Annotated in this window: 18 protein-coding genes and 2 pseudogenes; 8 read left to right on the top strand and 12 right to left on the bottom strand. The window is 71.4% G+C overall.

Going from position 1 to position 17,126, the window contains the following annotated elements:
• Positions 1-710 precede the first annotated feature (710 nt).
• Together ACYVPE_RS19895 and ACYVPE_RS19890 are read right to left on the bottom strand one after the other, a co-directional pair.
• On the bottom strand, positions 711-1,634 hold the full coding sequence (locus ACYVPE_RS19895; RefSeq protein WP_461034997.1) for an ABC transporter permease: 924 nt from the start codon (positions 1,632-1,634) through the stop codon (positions 711-713).
• Positions 1,635-1,640: 6 nt separating this feature from the next.
• Positions 1,641-3,281 (bottom strand): peptide ABC transporter substrate-binding protein, encoded by a 1,641-nt coding sequence (locus ACYVPE_RS19890; RefSeq protein ID WP_461034996.1) that lies wholly within the window; start codon positions 3,279-3,281, stop codon positions 1,641-1,643.
• Positions 3,282-3,512: 231 nt separating this feature from the next.
• Here ACYVPE_RS19890 and ACYVPE_RS19885 point away from each other — a divergent pair, with 231 nt between their 5' ends.
• Positions 3,513-4,679, top strand: a complete 1,167-nt coding sequence (locus tag ACYVPE_RS19885) for a WD40/YVTN/BNR-like repeat-containing protein (RefSeq protein ID WP_461034995.1) — start codon at positions 3,513-3,515, stop codon at positions 4,677-4,679.
• Between the two features lie 32 nt (positions 4,680-4,711).
• Here ACYVPE_RS19885 and ACYVPE_RS19880 read toward each other — a convergent pair whose 3' ends face one another.
• Complete coding sequence (locus tag ACYVPE_RS19880) at positions 4,712-5,650, bottom strand: aminoglycoside phosphotransferase family protein (protein WP_461034994.1); 939 nt, start codon at positions 5,648-5,650, stop codon at positions 4,712-4,714.
• A 110-nt stretch (positions 5,651-5,760) separates the two neighbouring features.
• The gene (locus tag ACYVPE_RS19875; RefSeq protein WP_461034993.1) at positions 5,761-6,573 is read right to left on the bottom strand and encodes a helix-turn-helix domain-containing protein; all 813 of its coding nucleotides are present in this window, start codon (positions 6,571-6,573) and stop codon (positions 5,761-5,763) included.
• A 51-nt stretch (positions 6,574-6,624) separates the two neighbouring features.
• On the opposite strand from ACYVPE_RS19875, the gene ACYVPE_RS19870 reads away from it, so the two are divergent.
• From ACYVPE_RS19870 to ACYVPE_RS19860, 3 genes are all read left to right on the top strand, one after another.
• Positions 6,625-7,041 carry a VOC family protein gene (locus tag ACYVPE_RS19870; protein WP_461034992.1) on the top strand — a complete coding sequence of 139 codons (417 nt, stop codon included), beginning with the start codon at positions 6,625-6,627 and terminating at the stop codon, positions 7,039-7,041.
• Between the two features lie 96 nt (positions 7,042-7,137).
• On the top strand, positions 7,138-7,614 hold the full coding sequence (locus tag ACYVPE_RS19865; RefSeq protein ID WP_461035016.1) for a nitroreductase family deazaflavin-dependent oxidoreductase: 477 nt from the start codon (positions 7,138-7,140) through the stop codon (positions 7,612-7,614).
• Between the two features lie 55 nt (positions 7,615-7,669).
• Positions 7,670-8,284 (top strand): DinB family protein, encoded by a 615-nt coding sequence (locus ACYVPE_RS19860; RefSeq protein WP_461034991.1) that lies wholly within the window; start codon positions 7,670-7,672, stop codon positions 8,282-8,284.
• Positions 8,285-8,312: 28 nt separating this feature from the next.
• On the opposite strand, the pseudogene ACYVPE_RS19855 reads toward ACYVPE_RS19860, so the two are convergent.
• The 3 genes and pseudogenes from ACYVPE_RS19855 to ACYVPE_RS19845 form a co-directional block, all read right to left on the bottom strand.
• Positions 8,313-8,744, bottom strand: a pseudogene (locus ACYVPE_RS19855) (ATP-dependent endonuclease); the annotation flags it as partial.
• A gap of 5 nt (positions 8,745-8,749) precedes the next feature.
• The gene (locus tag ACYVPE_RS19850; protein WP_461034990.1) at positions 8,750-10,378 is read right to left on the bottom strand and encodes a nuclease/transposase family protein; all 1,629 of its coding nucleotides are present in this window, start codon (positions 10,376-10,378) and stop codon (positions 8,750-8,752) included.
• A 185-nt stretch (positions 10,379-10,563) separates the two neighbouring features.
• Positions 10,564-10,752, bottom strand: a pseudogene (locus ACYVPE_RS19845) (ATP-dependent endonuclease); the annotation flags it as partial.
• Between the two features lie 128 nt (positions 10,753-10,880).
• Between ACYVPE_RS19845 and ACYVPE_RS19840 the strand changes: the two are divergent.
• Together ACYVPE_RS19840 and ACYVPE_RS19835 are read left to right on the top strand one after the other, a co-directional pair.
• Positions 10,881-11,468, top strand: a complete 588-nt coding sequence (locus ACYVPE_RS19840) for a MarR family transcriptional regulator (RefSeq protein ID WP_461034989.1) — start codon at positions 10,881-10,883, stop codon at positions 11,466-11,468.
• Between the two features lie 2 nt (positions 11,469-11,470).
• Positions 11,471-11,938 (top strand): hypothetical protein, encoded by a 468-nt coding sequence (locus ACYVPE_RS19835; protein ID WP_461034988.1) that lies wholly within the window; start codon positions 11,471-11,473, stop codon positions 11,936-11,938.
• A 224-nt stretch (positions 11,939-12,162) separates the two neighbouring features.
• On the opposite strand, the gene ACYVPE_RS19830 is transcribed toward ACYVPE_RS19835, so the two are convergent.
• From ACYVPE_RS19830 to ACYVPE_RS19820, 3 genes are all read right to left on the bottom strand, one after another.
• Positions 12,163-12,720, bottom strand: coding sequence for a choice-of-anchor K domain-containing protein (locus ACYVPE_RS19830; protein WP_461034987.1), 558 nt, complete (start codon positions 12,718-12,720; stop codon positions 12,163-12,165).
• 104 nt (positions 12,721-12,824) lie between these two features.
• On the bottom strand, positions 12,825-13,025 hold the full coding sequence (locus tag ACYVPE_RS19825) for a DUF397 domain-containing protein (protein WP_461034986.1): 201 nt from the start codon (positions 13,023-13,025) through the stop codon (positions 12,825-12,827).
• Positions 13,022-13,879, bottom strand: a complete 858-nt coding sequence (locus ACYVPE_RS19820; protein ID WP_461034985.1) for a helix-turn-helix domain-containing protein — start codon at positions 13,877-13,879, stop codon at positions 13,022-13,024. The genes ACYVPE_RS19825 and ACYVPE_RS19820 overlap by 4 nt, the downstream gene beginning before the upstream one ends.
• Before the next feature lie 173 nt (positions 13,880-14,052).
• On the opposite strand from ACYVPE_RS19820, the gene ACYVPE_RS19815 reads away from it, so the two are divergent.
• Positions 14,053-14,766: a hypothetical protein gene (locus ACYVPE_RS19815; RefSeq protein WP_461034984.1), complete on the top strand. Its 714-nt coding sequence runs from the start codon at positions 14,053-14,055 to the stop codon at positions 14,764-14,766.
• Positions 14,763-14,990: a hypothetical protein gene (locus ACYVPE_RS19810; RefSeq protein ID WP_461034983.1), complete on the top strand. Its 228-nt coding sequence runs from the start codon at positions 14,763-14,765 to the stop codon at positions 14,988-14,990. Before ACYVPE_RS19815 ends, ACYVPE_RS19810 begins: the two co-directional genes overlap by 4 nt.
• A 65-nt stretch (positions 14,991-15,055) precedes the next feature.
• Here ACYVPE_RS19810 and ACYVPE_RS19805 read toward each other — a convergent pair whose 3' ends face one another.
• Together ACYVPE_RS19805 and ACYVPE_RS19800 are read right to left on the bottom strand one after the other, a co-directional pair.
• Complete coding sequence (locus ACYVPE_RS19805) at positions 15,056-16,093, bottom strand: ABC transporter ATP-binding protein (protein ID WP_461034982.1); 1,038 nt, start codon at positions 16,091-16,093, stop codon at positions 15,056-15,058.
• A complete protein-coding gene (locus ACYVPE_RS19800; RefSeq protein WP_461034981.1) occupies positions 16,086-17,120 on the bottom strand; it encodes an ABC transporter ATP-binding protein in 1,035 nt (344 codons plus the stop codon). Before ACYVPE_RS19800 ends, ACYVPE_RS19805 begins: the two co-directional genes overlap by 8 nt.
• Positions 17,121-17,126 lie beyond the last annotated feature (6 nt).

The raw sequence follows: 17,126 nt of genomic DNA, 5'->3' as shown, positions 1-17,126 counted from the left end.
CACCGGCATCAACCGAAGCCGCCGCAGGGTCGGCCGGCGTCAGCGACGGCGACGTACGGTCCGGCGACGACGGGCCCGACGTCCCGGCCTCCACCGGCACGGCCGGCTCCCGGTCACCCGCCGGCACCACGCCATCGTCGGGCCCGCCCGCCGCAGGCGTTGGCGCCGGCGGCAGGTCGTCCGGCGGAACGGCGCCGTCGGCGGCCGAGGCCGCCACAGACATCGGCGACGGGTCGGACGCGCCAGGCCCTGGCGGACACGCCCGCGCCATGCCGTCGTCGGGCCCACCCTCCACAGGCGTTGGCACCGGCGCCGGCGGCACGTCGTCCGGCGGTACGGCGGCTGAGGCGGCCACCGACATCGGCGACAGGTCGCACGGGCCCGGCCCGACCGGCACCGGCCGCGCCGGCGGCCCGTCGCCCGGCGGCACAGCGCCGTCATCGGCCCCGCCCGCGACAGGTGCCGGCGCCGACACCTCCGGGCCGTCAGGCGACGACGAGCCGGACGCACCGGCACCGCCCGCCGCAGGCGTCGGGGCCGACGACCCGTCACCCGGTCGCACAGCGCCGGCATCGGCCGGAGCCGCCGCAGGCGGCGGCTCGGCACCGTCGGGCCCGCCCGCCGCAGGCGACGGCGACGGCGACGTGCCGTCCGGGGACGACGGTGAGTCGGACGCTGCGGGCCCGACCGGCAGGTCATCCGGCAGGTCATCAGGCATAGCGGATCCTCGGGTCGAGCACGGCGTAGAGGACGTCGACGAGCAGGTTGGCCAGCAGGAAGATCAGCACGAGCACCACCACGAAGCCGACCACCGTCGCCGAGTTCTGCCGGAGGATCCCCTGGTAGAGCTGGAAGCCGACGCCCTGGATGTTGAAGATCCGCTCGGTCACGATGGCGCCGGCCATCAACGTGCCGATGTCGGCGCCGAGATAGGTGACCACCGGGATCAGCGAGTTGCGCAGCAGGTGGCGGACCGTCACCCGGCGGCGCGGCAGGCCCTTGGCGACGGCGGTGCGGATGTAGTCGGCGCGGGCGTTCTCGGCGACGGAGGTCCTGGTCAGCCGGGTGACGTAGGCGAGCGACACCAGGCAGAGGATCAGCCCGGGCAGCAGCAGCTCGCGGATCGTGGGGTCGGGGCTGACGGCCGGGCTGAACCAGCCGAGCCGGACCCCGAACAGGTACTGGGCCGTGGTGCCGAGCACGAACGTCGGCACGGCGATCACGCCCAGCGTGAGCATCAGCACCGAGGTGTCGAGCGAGCGGCCGCGCCGCAGCCCGGTGACGACGCCGAGGGCGATGCCGAGGATCATCTCGAGCACCAGGGCGATCACCATCAGCCGGAAGCTGATCGGAAACGCCCGGCCCATCAGGTCGGTGACGGGTTCCCCGTTGAACGCGGTGCCGAAGTCGCCGGAGAAGATCTGCCCCATGTAGAGCAGGTACTGCCGCCACACGGGCTCGTCGAGGTGGAACTCGGCGCGCAGCGCGGCGGCGGTGGCCGGGTCGGGGCCGCGGTCGCCGAAGAGCGCGGTGACCGGGTCGCCGAGCGCGTAGACCATCACGAAGATCAGGAAGGTGGCGCCGAGGAACACCGGGACCATCTGCGCCAGTCGTCTCACCAGGTAGCGTGCCACGGCGCCTCAGCTCACCCGGATGTCGGTGAAGACCGGCACCGAGAAGGGGTTGAGCCGCACGTCGCTGACCCGCTCCGAGTGGCCGGCCGTGCCGTTCTGGTACCAGAGCGGGATGGCGGGCAGGTCGCGCACCAGCACGCCCTGGGCGTCCTGGAAGGCCCGGACGGCGCCGGCCTCGTCCGGGCTGGCGTTGGCCCGGTCCACCGCCTCGTCGAACTCGTCGCTCCGGTAGCCGGAGTCGTTGGACGAGGCGTCGGTGTAGTAGATCGGTTGAAGGAAGTTCTGGATCAACGGGTAGTCCATCTGCCAACCGGACCGGAACATTCCGGTCATCTTCCGGTCGCCGACCCGGTTGCGGAAGTCGGCGAAGGTGGGCACCGGTTCGACGGTGCAGGCGCCCGTGTCGTCCAGGGCGTTGTTGATGCTGTTGCAGACGGCGTCCATCCACTGCCGGTGCGAGCCGGTGTCGACGTTGGAGGTCAGGGTGACCCGGCCGCCTGGCAGGCCGCCCGCCTCCTCGATCAGCTCCCTGGCCCGGTCGGGGTGGTACTCGCAGACCTCCCCGCAGAGGCCCTCCTGCCAGCCGCCCTCGGCGCCGAGCACCGGCGAGGTGAAGTCGGAGGCCGGGGTGCGGGTGTCGTGGTAGATCCGGTTGGTGATGGCCGCGCGGTCGATGGCCATGGAGAGGCCGCGGCGCAGCTTCGCGCCGTCCTCGCCGCGCCAGTCGTCGTGGTAGAGCGGGAAGGCGACGGCCTGGATGATCCCGGCCGGCCGGTTCAGGTACCGGTCGCCGAGGTCGCGCTCGGCGTTGGCCAGTTGGGCCGCCGGCACGTCGTCGATCAGATCGAGGTTGCCCGCCTGGAGATCGGTGTAGGCCGTGTTGTTGTCCGTGTAGACGCGGAGTTCGACGCCCTTGTTCCTGGCCCGGTCGGCGCCCGCGTACTCCTCGTTGCGCACCAGCTTCATCGACTGGTTCTTGCGGTAGGAGTCGATCCGGTAGGGGCCGTTGCCGACCGGCTTGGCCAGCCAGGCGTCGTGGTCCTCGAAGAAGGAGCGGGGCAGCGGCGCGTAGGCGGCGTAGCCGAGGGTGTCGGGCCAGAGCGAGAAGGGCTCGCTGAGCCGGACTGTGAAGGTGCGGTCGTCGACCACCCGCAGCCCGCTGAGGGTGTCGGCGGTCGGCCGGTCGCCCTCCTCCGTCGGGTGGACCTCGTCGTAGCCGTCGATGAACTGGAAGAAGTAGCTGGCGACCTGGGCGTTGTCGACGTGGGCGCCGTAGTTCCAGGCGTCCACGTAGCTCCGCGCGGTCACCGGGGTGCCGTCGCCGAAGGTCCAGCCGTCCTCGATGGTGACGGTGAAGTTCCGCTGGTCCGTGGTGGTGATCGACTCGGCCATGGCGTCCTCGGCGCGGCCGGTCTCGGGGTTGTAGCGCTTGAGGCCCCGGAAGATCATGTCGAGGACCTTGCCGCCCTGCACCTCGTTGGTGTTGGCCGGCTCGAGCGGGTGCTGCGGGTCGCCCCAGGAGGCCCTGACCACCCCGGCAGGACCCTCGCCCGAGCCGTAGCCGCCCCCGCAGGCCGGGCCGGCCACCGCGGCGGCGATGACGAGGGCGCCGGCCAGCGCGCGGTTCCGGCGGGTCCTTCCGAGCATGGGACGCCTCCTCGACCGCGGGTATCGAAGGAATCGACAGGTATCAGCAGGCTCCGACGAATATCGGGGCACGACCGGCAAACCGCATTCGAGCACATAAGATCATTTGCTCTCGCTATAAGTCGGCTTTTCTGTCCTGATCTATGCGAAGAGTTGCCCAGAACCCCCCATTTGCCGGACGCCGCGAATGGGTATCTACCGAGCATGCGCAGCGGGTTAATCGTTATACCGATGGTTCTCCTCACCGCGACCGCCACCCTGCTCGGCTGCACCTCACCAGGAGGCAGCGGGCAGAGCCGAAACGACGACCGCGAGGGCACCGAGACACCGCCGCCCTCCCTCGATCCCACGCCCGAGCCGTCGGCGGAAGCGCCGGACGTGCCCTCGGGCACCGAGCTGCCAGGGCAGGCGTTCTCGCTCCGCTTCGTCGACGAGGCGAACGCCTTCGCGCTGGTCACCGAGTGCGCCGCCGAGCCGGCGGGGGCGCCGGACGCCGAGGGCGCCGAACGCTGCGCCTACCGGGTCGCCGTCCTGGAGGACGGCGCCGGCTGGGTCGTCCGCGACACCCCGATCCCGGCCGGCGACAGCCGCGACGTGCCGCACTCCCTGGAGGCGGCGGGCCCCGGCGTCGCCCGGATCTCCGCCATCCTCGACGACGGCGTCGAGCGGCACTGGGTCACCACCGACGGCGCCCGCAACTGGCGGCCGGCCACCAGCACGAACGCCGCGGGCACGGTCGAGGAGATCCCCGAGGAGGCGATCCTCACGGCCGACGAGGACGGGCTCGAGGTGCTGATGCCGGAATCCGCCGAGTACCGGCGGCTGGCCGGGCAGCCCGCGTTGAACAACCTGGGCTGGCCCGGCATCCTCCCGGACGGCGCGTTCTGGACCTCGGGCGTCGACCCGGCGACCGGCCGCCGGGCCATGGTCGTCAGCCACGACCGCGGCCGCAGCTGGGACCGGCTGCCGCTGCCGACGACCGCGGGCGTCACCTCACAGACCCTGGCCGCCGGGCCCGACGCGCTGTACGCCTTCGAGAGCGGCACGGCCAGGGCCGGCGAGGGCACCGGCGTCCTGGCCGTCCACCGCAGCACGGACGACGGCGCGACCTGGGACCCGGTCTGGACGTACCACCCGGGCACCACGCCGCGCACCGTCCTCGGCACCCCGATCGCGGCGGCCGACGGCAGCCTGCTGATGTACGCGTCCGACGCCATCTACCGCAGCGAGAACGACGGCCAGGACTGGACGATCAGCCGCCCGGGATCACCGCCCGAGCGCCCCGAGGTCACCCCGGCCGGCTACCTGCTGACCGACCTCACCAACCCCGGCCACTACCGGCTCTCGGCCGACGGCTTCACCTGGCGCACCGTCATCCTGGGCAGCGGCCGCGGCTGACCCGCGCCCCGCGCCCCGCGGGACGCCCGGGCTCAGCGGGCCGTGCCCGGCGACAGGGCGTGGGCGATGGCGACCTGGACCGGGTCGAGGGCGGGCTTGCCGTCCTCGACGTCCCAGAGGCTGTTCTGCAGGACGCGGCCCAGCGTCCAACCGACGGCGCGGTGCCGGTCCAGGTCGAGGGCCTCGGTCAGCAGGTCGAAGCGGTAGCGGACGGCGCGGGCGACGTCGCCGCCGGCGACGACCTCCTCCCAGCGGTTGTCCAGGGCGGGCAGCAGGTCGAACCCCGGGTCGCCGGCGAGCGGTTCCGGGTCGATGGCCAGCCAGGGCTCGCGCTCGGCGGCCAGCACGTTGTCGTAGTGCAGGTCCCAGTGGAGCAGCCGGTCGCCCGCCTCGCCGACGAGTTCGGCGACGGCGGCCGCGCAGTCCCGCAGCAGCGCCCGCTCGGCCGGGTCGGCGAGCGCCGCCGCGGCGGCCGGCGCCTGGTCGAGCATGTCGGTCGCGATGTCGGCAAGCCGGCGGACGCCGGGCGGCGCCGGCACCGCGGTGAGCCGGGCCAGCAGCCCGGCGACGACCCGCAGCGCCTCGCGCTCGTCGGGCACCGTGGAGAGCGGCCGGGCGGCGTCGAGTCGTTCGAGGAGCTGGCAGCTGCTCGGCTCGTCGTGCTCGAGCAGCCGGACGATGCCGGCGCCGCCCCAGGCGCGCAGGCCGGCGGCGACGCCGGCGGTCTCCGGGCGGAGCTGCTGGAGCTTGAGCGCGGCCGGCGTGCCGTCGGCGCGGCGCACCGGCAGCACGAGCGAGGCCATACCGAAGGCGGAGGCCCCGTCGGGCCGCAGGTCCCAGCGGTCGAGCAGTTCGCCGCCGAGCCGCGGCAGTTCGGCGAGCCAGGCCCGCTCCGCGGCGCCGTGCGCGCCGTAGGACGCGGCGAACGCGGCGGGGACGTCGATGGGGGTCGACGGGGCAGGGGATGTCATGGGAAGGACTCCTTCGTGGTGCGTGGGTCGTGGATCGAGAACGCGACGAACGAAGGAGTCACGGGGGCGCCCGGGGTCGTCCGGGCAGGCGTCAATTCATCGGCCCCACCCTAACCCGCCGGCCGAACCGGGCGGTCTGGCGTCTGGGCGAGGAGGTAGCGGTCCGGCTCGGCCACCGGGCGCAGCAGGGTGAACGTCAGCCGGCCGGCGCCCGTCACGGTCGCCGTGGTCGCGGGGAAGTCCCGTACCGCGCGGCACTGCCACCAGGGGGCGACGTCGGGGCGTTCGGCGGTGAGCAGCCGCACGATCTCGGCCGTCCGCGGATGTCCTGGCGCGCGGCCTGTGGTGGCCCTGAAGTGCTCGAAGAGCCCCCGCAGCAGCGGCTCCGCGTCGGCGGGCGGCAGCCGGTCGCGGGCCGCCGCCAGGAGCAGCAGCAGGTTCCGGCGCTCGGCCGGCACCGCCGCCGGGTCGCCCCAGAGCCGGCGGTGGGCCGCGTTCCAGGCCAGGATGTCGAACCGTTCGTCGAGCACCAGCGCCGCGCTGTCCGGCCAGCCGTCGATCAGCGCCCGCGTCGCGGGAGCCACGGCCCGGTCCCCGGCGGCGGGTTCGGCGGGCCGGAAGCCCGCCAGGGCGAGCGCGTGCCGGTGCGCGTCCGACGGCATCCGCAGCGCCCGGCAGACGGCGTCGACGACCTGCCGCGAGACGGCCACCCGCCCCTGTTCCAGCCAGGTGTACCAGGCCAGGCTCACCCCGGCCAGCGCGGCCACCTCCTCCCGCCGCAGCCCGGGGGCCCGGCGCCGGCCGCCGCCGGGGAGCCCGGCCTGCTCAGGGCTGACCAGCGCGCGGTGCGCCCGCAGATGGGCACCCAACTCACGGCGCAGCGCCTCGACCTCCATGCCGACGATCCTATGAGTCCCACTCACCCCATGAACGGTGACCTTCCGGCCCGCGCCCGGGCCGGCGAGGCTGCCCGCATGACCGAAGAACTGTTCTGGCGCACCCGCAACGACTCGTCCGACCTCGCCCAGCCTCGGGTGTTCATCCGGGTCTTCCTGGAGCCCGGCCGCCTTGAGGCCGCCATCCCCTTCTACGAGCGCCTGACGGGCGTGCCAGCCGACGGCCGCTTCTCGTTCCGGACGCTGCGGCTCGCCATGGTCGGCTCGTTCCTGCTGATCGAGGGCTCGACCGAGGATCTGGCCCCGTACCGCGGGACACCGGGAACCCTGCTGGTGGACGATGTCCGCCCCTACCACGACCGGCTGGTGGCCGCCGGCGCGGAGATCTGGCAGCCGCTCCAGCCGGTCCCCACCGGCGCCGGCTTCTCCGCCCGCCACCCGGACGGAACCAGCGTCGAATACGTCCACCACCGGCCTCGTCCCGACGGGGCCTGACGCTCCGTCTGGTAGCCGTGTCCTACCGGGAATGACCGCCTCGGTCGCCGTGTTCCGGTGACCGAGGACGCCGACGACGACACGGAGAGGGGCACGATGCCACTCAAGGGCGAGTACGAGCCGAGCACGGACCAGTCAGTGCGTGACCAGGTGGAACGGTACGAGGGCTCAGCCGGCGCGGAGGCCACGACGCTGGGGTTCCGCGGGGTGAAGGACCCGGCCCTGCGCGACCTGCCGGTCGTCATCCTGACCACCCTGGGCGCGCGGAGCGGCAAGATCCGCAAGACCCCGCTGATGCGGGTGGAACACGACGGGGCCTACGTCGTCGTCGCCTCGCTTGGCGGCGCCCCGAAGCACCCGGTCTGGTACTACAACGTGGTGGCCGACCCCCGGGTCGAGCTCCAGGACGGGCCGGTGCGGCAGGACATGCTGGCGCGCGAGGTCACCGGGGACGAGAAGGTCGCGTGGTGGGAGCGTGCCGTCGAGGCGTACCCGCCCTACGCGGACTACCAGAAGAAGACGGACCGGGAGATCCCGGTCTTCGTCCTGGAGCCGGCCCCGCAGGAGCACTGACCGACGGGGCGGCGGGCCGCCGGAAATGTCAGTGGTGGGTGCGACACTGCACGACGTGATCGAACCGAACCCCAAGGCGGACCTCGTCCGCTACCTGCGGTCCGCCCGCGACGCCCTGCTGTGGAAGCTGGAGGGCCTCTCCGAGTACGACGCCCGCCGCCCCCTCACCCCCACGGGCACCAACCTGTTGGGCCTGGTCAAGCACGCGGCCGGGGTGGAGCTCGGCTACTTCGGCGAGACCTTCGACCGCCCGTACTTCGTCGCGGGGCCACCGCCCGCCTGGTACGGGGAGGGCGCCGAGCTCAACGCCGACATGTGGGCCACGGCCGAGGAGTCGCGCGAGGAGATCGTCGGTTTCTACCGGCGCGCGTGGCAGCACGCGGACGCCACGATCGAGGCGCTGCCGCTCGACGCCGTCGGCCACGTCCCGTGGTGGCCTGAGGAGCGGCGGGCGGTCACGCTGCACCGCGTCCTGGTGCACGTCATCAGCGACATCACGCGGCACGCCGGCCACGCGGACATCGTCCGGGAGCTGATGGACGGCACGGCCGGCCTGTCCAAGGGCAACGACAACATGCCGTTCGACGACCGGGCGGCCTGGGAGGCCCACCGCGGCCGCGTCGAGGAGGCGGCCCGCACCGCCGGCGCCGCCGAGGGCGCCGGTGGGTGAGGCGGGCCGACACCGAACACCCCGGCGGTCAGAGGCTGGTGAGCAGGCCGTCGAGCGGCGCGGGCACCCGGTCGAGGTCGAGGGCCTCCACGAGGAGGCGGCCGTAGCGGATCTTGCGGCCCTTCTTGGTGCCGAGGAAGCGCCGCAGCTGCCGCTGCGCGGTGCGCCCGCGCTGCGCCGGCTGGCGCAGGAAGGTCTCCAGGGCGCGCAGGTCGCCCTCCGCCCCGACCAGCTTCGTCACCCGGTCCTGGCCCAACGCCCGGATCAGTTCGTCCTCCAGGTCGGCCGCGCAGACGAAGATGCCCCGAGGCCCCGCGCCGGCCCGCTCCCAGCCCCGCGCGTAGTAGCCGCGCTCCGCCTCGTCGCACAGCCCCGTGAGGCGCAGCCCGAGGCCAGCCGGCCCGAGCAGGCCAGCGAAGCGCCCGACGCTCATCGCGCCGCCCATCGGCACGACACAGACCGTTCCTAGAGACTGAGTGGGAGTGAGTCCTGTTGCCAGAACCCGTGCTCAGCCGTGTGCCCCGAACGGTGTTGGGCACACTGGTCGGCCGCTTTCACCACGCACCCAGCGCCGTCGGATCGTGTCCGTGGTCCGGGGATGCGGGGGCGGCGTTCCTCACGCCCCCGGGCGTCGTGTCCGGCCTGGGCGGTCCGATGCCCACACCCATCGCTCTGGTGGGTGTGGGGCGGTGTCGTCCGTCGCCGGATACGGTGCCCGAGGGCGCGCCGTGCGATGGCCACGCTCGCGGCGTCGTGCCGCGTGGTGGCCCGCTTCGTGGTGGTGAGGGGCTTGTGCCAGTGCTGCGCGCCCCACTTGGATGTGTAGGCGGGATCGACCGCGACGATGGTAATCCCCAGCTCAGCGGCCATGCTGACCAGTCGCGCCCGCAGCTTGGAGACGGGCATGCCGCTGATGAGCTTGCGGAACCGCTTGCGTCTGCCGTGCTTCTCGCGGGTCTTCTCCGCGTCGAAGTCGAGGTCTTCGATCGCGATGTTCAGTCCGTACCGGGCGGCCCAGTGCAGCAGGCGGATCAGGGCGTGCCGCACCTGGGCGTCCCGGTGGGAGGCGGTGCCGGACAGGTCGTAGAAGAACCTGCGGGGTTCGCCGCACGGGTTGCCGTGCCGGTCGAGGCGCCAGGCGGCCAGGTGATCGGCGTTGGTGTCGACGCCGATCAGACCACCGGTGCGGGCCCCCTGAATCGGCACCGTGCGGGCCGGGGGGATGGTCCAGGACGCGGTCACATACCAGCGCCCGCGGACGGTGTCCTCGTGGATACGGTAGGCGACGGCCCGGTTGGCGGTGACGCGGTCGGCCCACTGCTCACCCCGGTGCGCGAACGCCACGCGGCCGGTGAGGGCGTACCGGCCGTGCGGGGCGTTCGCCAGACGCGCCAGCGGTGTGGGGAGTTTGACCGAGACCTCGCCGTCGGGGGTGACGCGGATGGTCTCGTTGCCGAACCTCTTGCCGGACTCGCCGTCCGCGGCGAGGAACCGGCGCCCGGCCCGCCACCGGGCGCGCCACCGCTCCTCGGTGAGCCGCGCCTCTTCCAGGTGGTGGCGGGTGTTCAGCAGCCGTTTCCCGCCGCGCACCACGCGCACGACCCCGGCCTCCCACTCTGCCCGCACCACGTGGAGCCGGTCTTCGAGCACACCCAGGCGGCGCCTCTTCGCATGCCACTCCCCCGTACTGCGGTAGCCGCCCGGCGCCTGTTTGGTGCCCTTCTCACCCACGGGCCGGGACAGCCGATGGGTGATCGCCTCGATCCCGGCTCGCAGGCTCTGGATGTGCGCGAGTTGGCCACGCCGGGCCAGCGCCCACTGATCATGAGTGGCCCTGGTGATGCTGCCCGCCCAGCGGGAGGAGGACTCCCCGGTCAGGACGCGCTTGCGCTCGGCCCACCGCTCACTGTCGTGCTCCAGCCCGGCCGAACACCGCGCTGTGAGATCACGGGAAGCGAGCGAACCGAGCGCATCGCCGACCAGACGCAGAACCTCCTCGTCCACGGCACTCAGATGCTTGAGACGGGTACGGATCGCGACACCCGAAGGACCGGGCACCACGAACGGCGCCGCCACCTCCCGCAGCCCACCCACCCCGCCACCCCCACCCCGGTGTCACAGAAATCCGTCACCACACCCAACGACCACCACCAGCCAAGGTCACCCATTCGACGCAAGAACTCCCTTTCCCCGCCCAGGGACGATTGTCCGCCACCACCCGGAGGCTCGCTCATGCGCGCCAGAACACGCTCAAGTGCCATCGATCGCAACCTGTTCACAACCCCCTCGGCCGCCAGGTCCCGGCCGCGGCGCTCGGTCAGCGCGTCGAGCGCCGCGACGTCGCTCGGCCCTTCGAGCAGCACGGCCGTTCTGAGCGGCAACCGCGCGGCCAGCTCCCGCGCGGGCTCGCCCGGGCCACCGGCCGCCCACCCGATGACCGCCTCCCGGAACGCCCCCATCTCAGCCATGGGACGAGTCTCCGCCGCTTCCGCCCCACGGGGTAGGGATTTGCCGCCGACCGAACCCGGCAACGACGCTGGGTAACCCTTTGGCGACACATTGAAATAATCATTGGACGCAGCTTATTGTGCGCTCAATGAAGACTTCCCCGCCTCTCCTCCCCCTACTGCGCTCTCGTCTCCAGGGAGACCTGCTCGCTCTGGTTCTGCTCCACCCGGAAACAGAGTTCACTCTCACCGATCTGGCCCGTCAACTCGGCGCGTCGCACACGGCCGTGCAGCGCGAGGTCGGACGCCTCGTGGAGGCCGGCATCGTGTCAGATCGACACGTCGGGCGGGCACGACTGGTGACCGCGCGACTCGATACCCCGCTGGCGCGCCCGCTCACCGATCTGATCGCCGTGTCGTTCGGCCCCCTCCAACTCGTGGCCGATGCGCTGCGCGACATGGCAGGTGTGGAGCGTGCCTACCTCTACGGCTCCTGGGCCGCGCGCTACCGAGGCGACCCGGGCCCTCCACCGGCCGATGTCGACGTGCTCGTCATCGGCAGCCCCGACCCGGACGAGTTGTTCGACGCGGTCGAAAACGCCGGACGCCGGCTACGGCGGGACGTGAACGCGCACCGAATCTCCGCTGACGCTTGGGAGAGTCCCGGGAGCGACCCCTTCCTCGCCAGCGTTCGCGAGCGCCCGCTCGTCGAACTCGATCTGACACGTAGGAACTGACCATGGCCCAGTGGAACCAGGGACGCTCAACGATCGACGCCATGATCGCCGGCGGCGAGTTGGAATGCGTGCCCGCCTCACGCCCGGCCGCCGAAGCGGAACTCGCGCGCAGCCGCACACATCTCGCGTCGGCGGAAACACTTCTCACGTCAGACCCGGAAGGCGCCTACACCCTGGCCTACGACGCGGCGCGCAGAGCACTCGCCGCCGTCCTCCAGAATCAGGGGCTACGAGTCACCAGCCGAGGCGGCCATCGAGCGGTCTACGAAGCCGTGCGGGCCCAACTCGACCCACCACTCGGCGCGATCCTGCGGCCGTTCAACCGCATGCGAGCCCGCCGCAACGAGGTCGAATACCGATCCTCCGAATCACCGGCGGTGACTTCCGAGGAGATCACCACTGACCTACCCAGGGTTCAGGCGCTCATCGACCTCGCAGAGAAGGCCATCCCGAACATGCCTCGCTATTGAGCGGAGGGCGTCCGCGAGGGTTGCCCTCGTGTGCGCTCCAGCTCCTAGCGTGGCGGCCCGCCGACAGACAACCGCTCGGCTGGGGTCGGGTCGACGACGAGTCGGTGCGGGCGGTTCGGCGCGCCCCCCTTCGCGCGATCGCGAAGGGCCCGCTCACCGAAACCCAACTGGCCGACGTCGACCTCGTCCTGGGTCGGTGAGCGGGATCGCCGCGGGTTGTCCGTTCAGGATCCCTGCGGACCAGTCTGCTTGAACCGGGCGAAGATCTTGGCGCTGAGCTCCTCGCCCTCGGGGGTGTCGAAAGAAGGCTGTTTCGTCTTGTGCGCCCCGCTACCCACCAGAAAGCCGGTGATGGTCACCGTGTACTCGACGCCGTTGACGTGCACCTTGGCGTCGTCCGGGTGAACGTCCGGCAGGGTGACCTGATCGTTCCAGTGGTCGCCCACGTTGGGCGTCTCGTCGTGATCGAAGACCAGCCTGCACTCATGCAGGAGGTCATGGTCCTGGAAGTACACCTGGAGCTGAAGGGTCAGCGAGAACTTCTCGAAGGAGCCCAGAATGATCGGGTAGTTGTGGTGCGTGAAAGTGCCCAGCGGGAAATCGTCCCCGCCGAGTTCCCCACTGGTGCCATGCCCCTCGAAGTCGTAGCCGCTCTGGTTGCCGCCGTCGACGGGATTGCCCCACCGGATTTCGCTTCGGTTTCTGTTGTCATCCCGACGAATCTTGAGGCCCGGCAAGTCGGGGGCGTCCGTCCAGTACGCCTTGGTCGTGAGTAAGCCCATGGACGGAAGCGTTCCCGTGGTGCGGAGGACCGAAGCGGGAAAACGAGACAACGGCGGAGGCCACCTCCCAGGGGAGGTGGCCTCGCTCACGGGTCGGTTGGGGCTTACCTCGACACGAGGGCGACGAGCTCGGCGAATGCCCCGGCCGGCACTATGAGAGCGGCGTGCTCCGGGTTCTTGGAGTCACGGATGCCGGCCCAGGTACGGCCGAGGCGAGCGACTTCGACGCACTCGTTCTGGGCGGCGCTGGCGCTGCTCTTGAACCAGCCGGCCGTGGCGAGGTCTTCGGACGTGGGACGGGTCATCGTTCATACTCCTGTCGGATGGTGGTGAGTAGGCGGGTGATCTGCGCCGACCCAGCGGCCTGGGCACGCAGTCGGTCGAACATCGTCTTGTAGGCGGTGACATCCCCTGGATCGTCGAGGTAGACGCCTCTGCGAGGCAACTCCAAATACACCACGGCCATATTGTTGCGAGGGTCACGCTCATCGTCCCGCCCAAGGATCAGGAACTGCCCGAGCCCGGCCGGCGGTCCTGAATCGAACGGCAGGAGCTGGATGTCGATGGTCGGTTGCCGCGCGACCTCGTGCAGGTGAGCGATCTGCTCGGCCATGACCTCCTCGTCGCCCACCAGGCGCCGAAGTACGGCCTCGTCCAGGATCGCCCACAGGCTCAGCCCCTTGTCCAACCGCTCCTGCCGTCGCATGCGGGCGTCGACCTCATGTTCCAGAGCCTCACCGTCAACACCGTGTCCGCGAAGCACGGCGGTGGCGTACGCCCGAGTCTGGAGCAGCCCAGGAATGATGGTGTTGGCCACGATCCGCTCGTAGGCAGCCATCTCCTCGAACGAGACGAGCGGGTCGAGCCAGGGCGGCACCGCCGGATTGCCGACCCACCAACCGGCCGCAAGTTCGCGGGCCATCACGACCAACGCGTCGCGCTCCTCGGCGGTGGCCTCGCACGCTTCGGCGATCGCCCTGACCGTCGCCCACTTGACGGCTCGCCGGTCCTGCCACTCCTCGTACCGGCCGACCGTCGCCTTGGAGCATCCGGCGCGTTCCGCGACCTGCCCCTGAGTGAGTGCGGCGCGCTCGCGCAGGGCGAGCAGGCCCCGAGCGATCTGCATGCGGCCAGCAGGTCCCACCGGTGTCTGACTCATTTACATCTCCTCCTCGCCGCACCCATACCGATCAAGCACCGAGCGTACGCAGGGCGTTGCCGTGATGTCGCGCCGATCACTCGAAGAGGTGAGATCTCAAAAAGTAACTCCTACTGAGTAGGATCTTCCGCCATCATGACGCCATCCACGACGTGTAACGGCGGGAGGCGGCCATGGCCGCGGGCATCAAGATGAGCACCTACGCGAGCACCCCTGATCTGCTCTCCTTCTTCTCGCAGTTGGGCGACGTCACGGCGGCGATACAGCGGCGGCTCGACGGGCGCGAGTGCGCCCGATGTGGCTCCACGCGCGAACTCCGGCCCGGCGGCCACGCCTACACCCTCACTCAGGACGGGTGCCTCGGCTGGGCCGTGCGGGTCTGCCACACGTGTCCGCCGGCCGGCCCGGTCGGCGGAGACGTAACGGTGGCCGTCGCCTGGGCGGTGGCGGCCGGGGCGTGCGAAGAGGCTGTTCTCGACGCCTGGGCCTGGCGGCGCGCGGTGTCGGTGCCCGCCGGCCGGGTGTGGCACACGGTCCGCGTCTCCCGTCCGGTGGGGCTGACGGTTCTCTCTCAACTCCCGTACCACGTCGCGGCGATCGGGCCGGTGCTTGAGGTGCCGGCGCGGGAAACGGTGGAGTTCCTGGTCCCGCCGGGCACCGCGGCCGTCTGGCCGTCTCACCGCCGGGAGCTGCGCAACGTGTACTGCGTCGGTCTCGGCGGGAGCAGCAAGCTGCCGGCGCCCGATCTGACCCTGGCGGACGGGCGGCGCGCGTGTTGTGGCCGCCGCTGGCTCAGCCGGCTGGAACCGCACCGCACGCCGACGACGCACGCGGGCGCCCTCCTGGGGTGCCTCCTGGCGGAACTCCGGGACGGGGAGCGGCGATGAACCACGACAGCTGTCTGCGGTGGGGAACGCACGAGTTGATCGGTATGAGGGTCAGGGACTCGACCGGTCGCGTCGGCCGGCTCGATGCCGTGCTCGAGTACGTGGCACGCGGGACCGGCCGGATCGTCCGGCGCGAGGCCCACCTGCGTCCGGTGGACGGCAGCGGGTGGGAGTGGACGGCAGACGCCGACGAGCTGACCCGCGTCGAAGAGGTCGACGGGTGAGGGCCGAACGCGCCGCCGCCCACCCACCCGGGAACGGGTGGGTGGGCGGGAACGACGGGGCCGGGTCAGGCGTGGACGACGTCCTTCTCCTCGGCGAAGTGGCACGCCGAGGGGTGGGAGGCGCCCGACTCCTCCGACGCGAAGCGCGTCGGGATGGCCAGCACCGGGGCCTCCTCGGCGCAGCGGGCCTCGGCCTTCCAGCAGCGGGTGCGGAAGCGGCAGCCCGAGGGCGGGTTGGCCGGGGACGGCACGTCGCCGGCCAGGATGATCCGCTCGCGGGAGTCCCGGCCCTCCGGGTCCGGCTGCGGCACGGCCGACAGCAGGGCCTGGGTGTAGGGGTGGGTCGGGTGGTCGTAGATCTCGGTGTCGGTGCCGACCTCGGCCAGCTTGCCCAGGTACATGACGCCGACCCGGTCCGAGATGTGCCGGACGATCGACAGGTCGTGCGCGATGAACACGTAGCTGAGGTCGAACTCGTTCTGCAGCCGGTCCATCAGGTTGATGACCTGCGCCTGCACCGACACGTCGAGCGCCGAGACCGGCTCGTCGCAGATGATGATCTCGGGGTTCAGGGCCAGGCCGCGGGCGATGCCGATGCGCTGCCGCTGACCGCCCGAGAACTGGTGCGGGTAGCGGTTGATGTACTCCGGGTTGAGCCCGACGACGTCGAGCAGCTCCCGCACCTTCTTCTCGCGGTCGCCCTTGGGCGCCACCTCGGGGTGGATCTCGAAGGGCTCCCCGATGATGTCGCCGACCGTCATGCGGGGGTTCAGCGAGGTGTACGGGTCCTGGAAGACCATCTGGATGTTGCGGCGGACGGCTTTCAGGGCGCGGCCCGACAGCTTGGAGATGTCCTCGCCCTTGTAGAGGATCTGGCCCGCGGTGGGCTTCTCCAGGTTCATCAGGAGCTTGGCCACCGTCGACTTGCCGCAGCCCGACTCGCCGACGATGCCCAGGGTCTCGCCCTGGTACAGCTCGAACGAGACGTCGTCGACGGCCTTGACCGCGCCGATCTGCCGCCTGAAGAGGATGCCCTGGGTGAGCGGGAAGTGCTTGACCAGGTTGCGCACCTGAAGGATGGGCTCACGAGTCGGCTCAGCCATGGATCGTCTCCTTCCAGAAGTGGCAGGCGCTGGTCCGGCCCCCGATCGGGGCACCGTCCTGCTCCGCCACGTCGGCCAGCGGCGGGATGTCACCGCGGCAGACGTCCTGCGCCATGGCGCAGCGCGGGTTGAACGCGCAGCCCGAGGGGATGGCGGTCAGGGTGGGCGGCAGGCCCTTGATCGCGTACAGCTCCCGGCCCTTGTGGTCGAGGCGCGGGATGGAGTCGAGCAGGCCCTTGGTGTACGGGTGCGCGGGCCGCTTGTAGAGCTCGCGCACCGGGGCGTTCTCCACGATCCGGCCCGCGTACATCACCGCGATCTTGTCGGCGACGTCGGCGACCACGCCCAGGTCGTGGGTGATCAGGATGAGCCCCATGTTGAAGTCGCGCTGGAGCTCGGCGAGGAGATCCATCACCTGGGCCTGGACGGTGACGTCCAGGGCGGTGGTGGGCTCGTCGGCGATGATCACGTCCGGCTCGAGGGCCAACGCCATCGCGATCATGATGCGCTGCCGCATGCCGCCGGAGAACTGGTGCGGGTAGTCGTTGACCCGCTCCTTCGCCGCCGGGATGCGCACCCGGTCCATCAGCTCGATGGCCCTGGCCTTGGCGTCCTTGCGCGACATGCCGCGGTGCACCCGGAACATCTCGGCGAGCTGGAAGCCCACGGAGAGCACGGGGTTGAGCGCGGAGAGCGCGTCCTGGAAGATCATGGCGATCTTGTCGCCGCGGATCCGCCGGCGCTGCTCCTCGGACATGGCGAGCATGTCCTGGCCGCGGAAGAGGATCTGGCCGCCGGTGATCCTGCCCGGCGGGGTGTCCAGGATGCCCATGATGGTCTGGGCGGTGACCGACTTGCCGGAGCCCGACTCGCCGAGCACGGCCAGCGTCTCGCCGGCGTCCACGGTGTAGCTGACGCCGTTGACGGCCTTGGCCGCACCTTCCCTGGTGCGGAACTCCACGTGCAGGTCCCGCACTTCGAGCAGCGGCACGCCGGGAACCTCGGCCTCGGTGACTTCGATAGACACGCGCGT

It is taken from the genome of Streptomyces mayteni, from assembly GCF_054783955.1.
Note: the sequence above shows the minus strand (reverse complement) of the source record. Positions and strands in the feature narration are given on the sequence as shown.

Coding starts and splice junctions, on each gene's coding strand:
- ACYVPE_RS19805 (WP_461034982.1), bottom strand. CDS start 16,093: ATGGCTGAGCCGACTCGTGAGCCCATCCTTCAGGTGCGCAACCTGGTC.
- ACYVPE_RS19835 (WP_461034988.1), top strand. CDS start 11,471: ATGGCCCAGTGGAACCAGGGACGCTCAACGATCGACGCCATGATCGCC.
- ACYVPE_RS19810 (WP_461034983.1), top strand. CDS start 14,763: ATGAACCACGACAGCTGTCTGCGGTGGGGAACGCACGAGTTGATCGGT.
- ACYVPE_RS19820 (WP_461034985.1), bottom strand. CDS start 13,879: ATGAGTCAGACACCGGTGGGACCTGCTGGCCGCATGCAGATCGCTCGG.
- ACYVPE_RS19840 (WP_461034989.1), top strand. CDS start 10,881: ATGAAGACTTCCCCGCCTCTCCTCCCCCTACTGCGCTCTCGTCTCCAG.
- ACYVPE_RS19825 (WP_461034986.1), bottom strand. CDS start 13,025: ATGACCCGTCCCACGTCCGAAGACCTCGCCACGGCCGGCTGGTTCAAG.
- ACYVPE_RS19890 (WP_461034996.1), bottom strand. CDS start 3,281: ATGCTCGGAAGGACCCGCCGGAACCGCGCGCTGGCCGGCGCCCTCGTC.
- ACYVPE_RS19815 (WP_461034984.1), top strand. CDS start 14,053: ATGGCCGCGGGCATCAAGATGAGCACCTACGCGAGCACCCCTGATCTG.
- ACYVPE_RS19880 (WP_461034994.1), bottom strand. CDS start 5,650: ATGACATCCCCTGCCCCGTCGACCCCCATCGACGTCCCCGCCGCGTTC.
- ACYVPE_RS19885 (WP_461034995.1), top strand. CDS start 3,513: ATGGTTCTCCTCACCGCGACCGCCACCCTGCTCGGCTGCACCTCACCA.
- ACYVPE_RS19830 (WP_461034987.1), bottom strand. CDS start 12,720: ATGGGCTTACTCACGACCAAGGCGTACTGGACGGACGCCCCCGACTTG.
- ACYVPE_RS19870 (WP_461034992.1), top strand. CDS start 6,625: ATGACCGAAGAACTGTTCTGGCGCACCCGCAACGACTCGTCCGACCTC.
- ACYVPE_RS19865 (WP_461035016.1), top strand. CDS start 7,138: ATGCCACTCAAGGGCGAGTACGAGCCGAGCACGGACCAGTCAGTGCGT.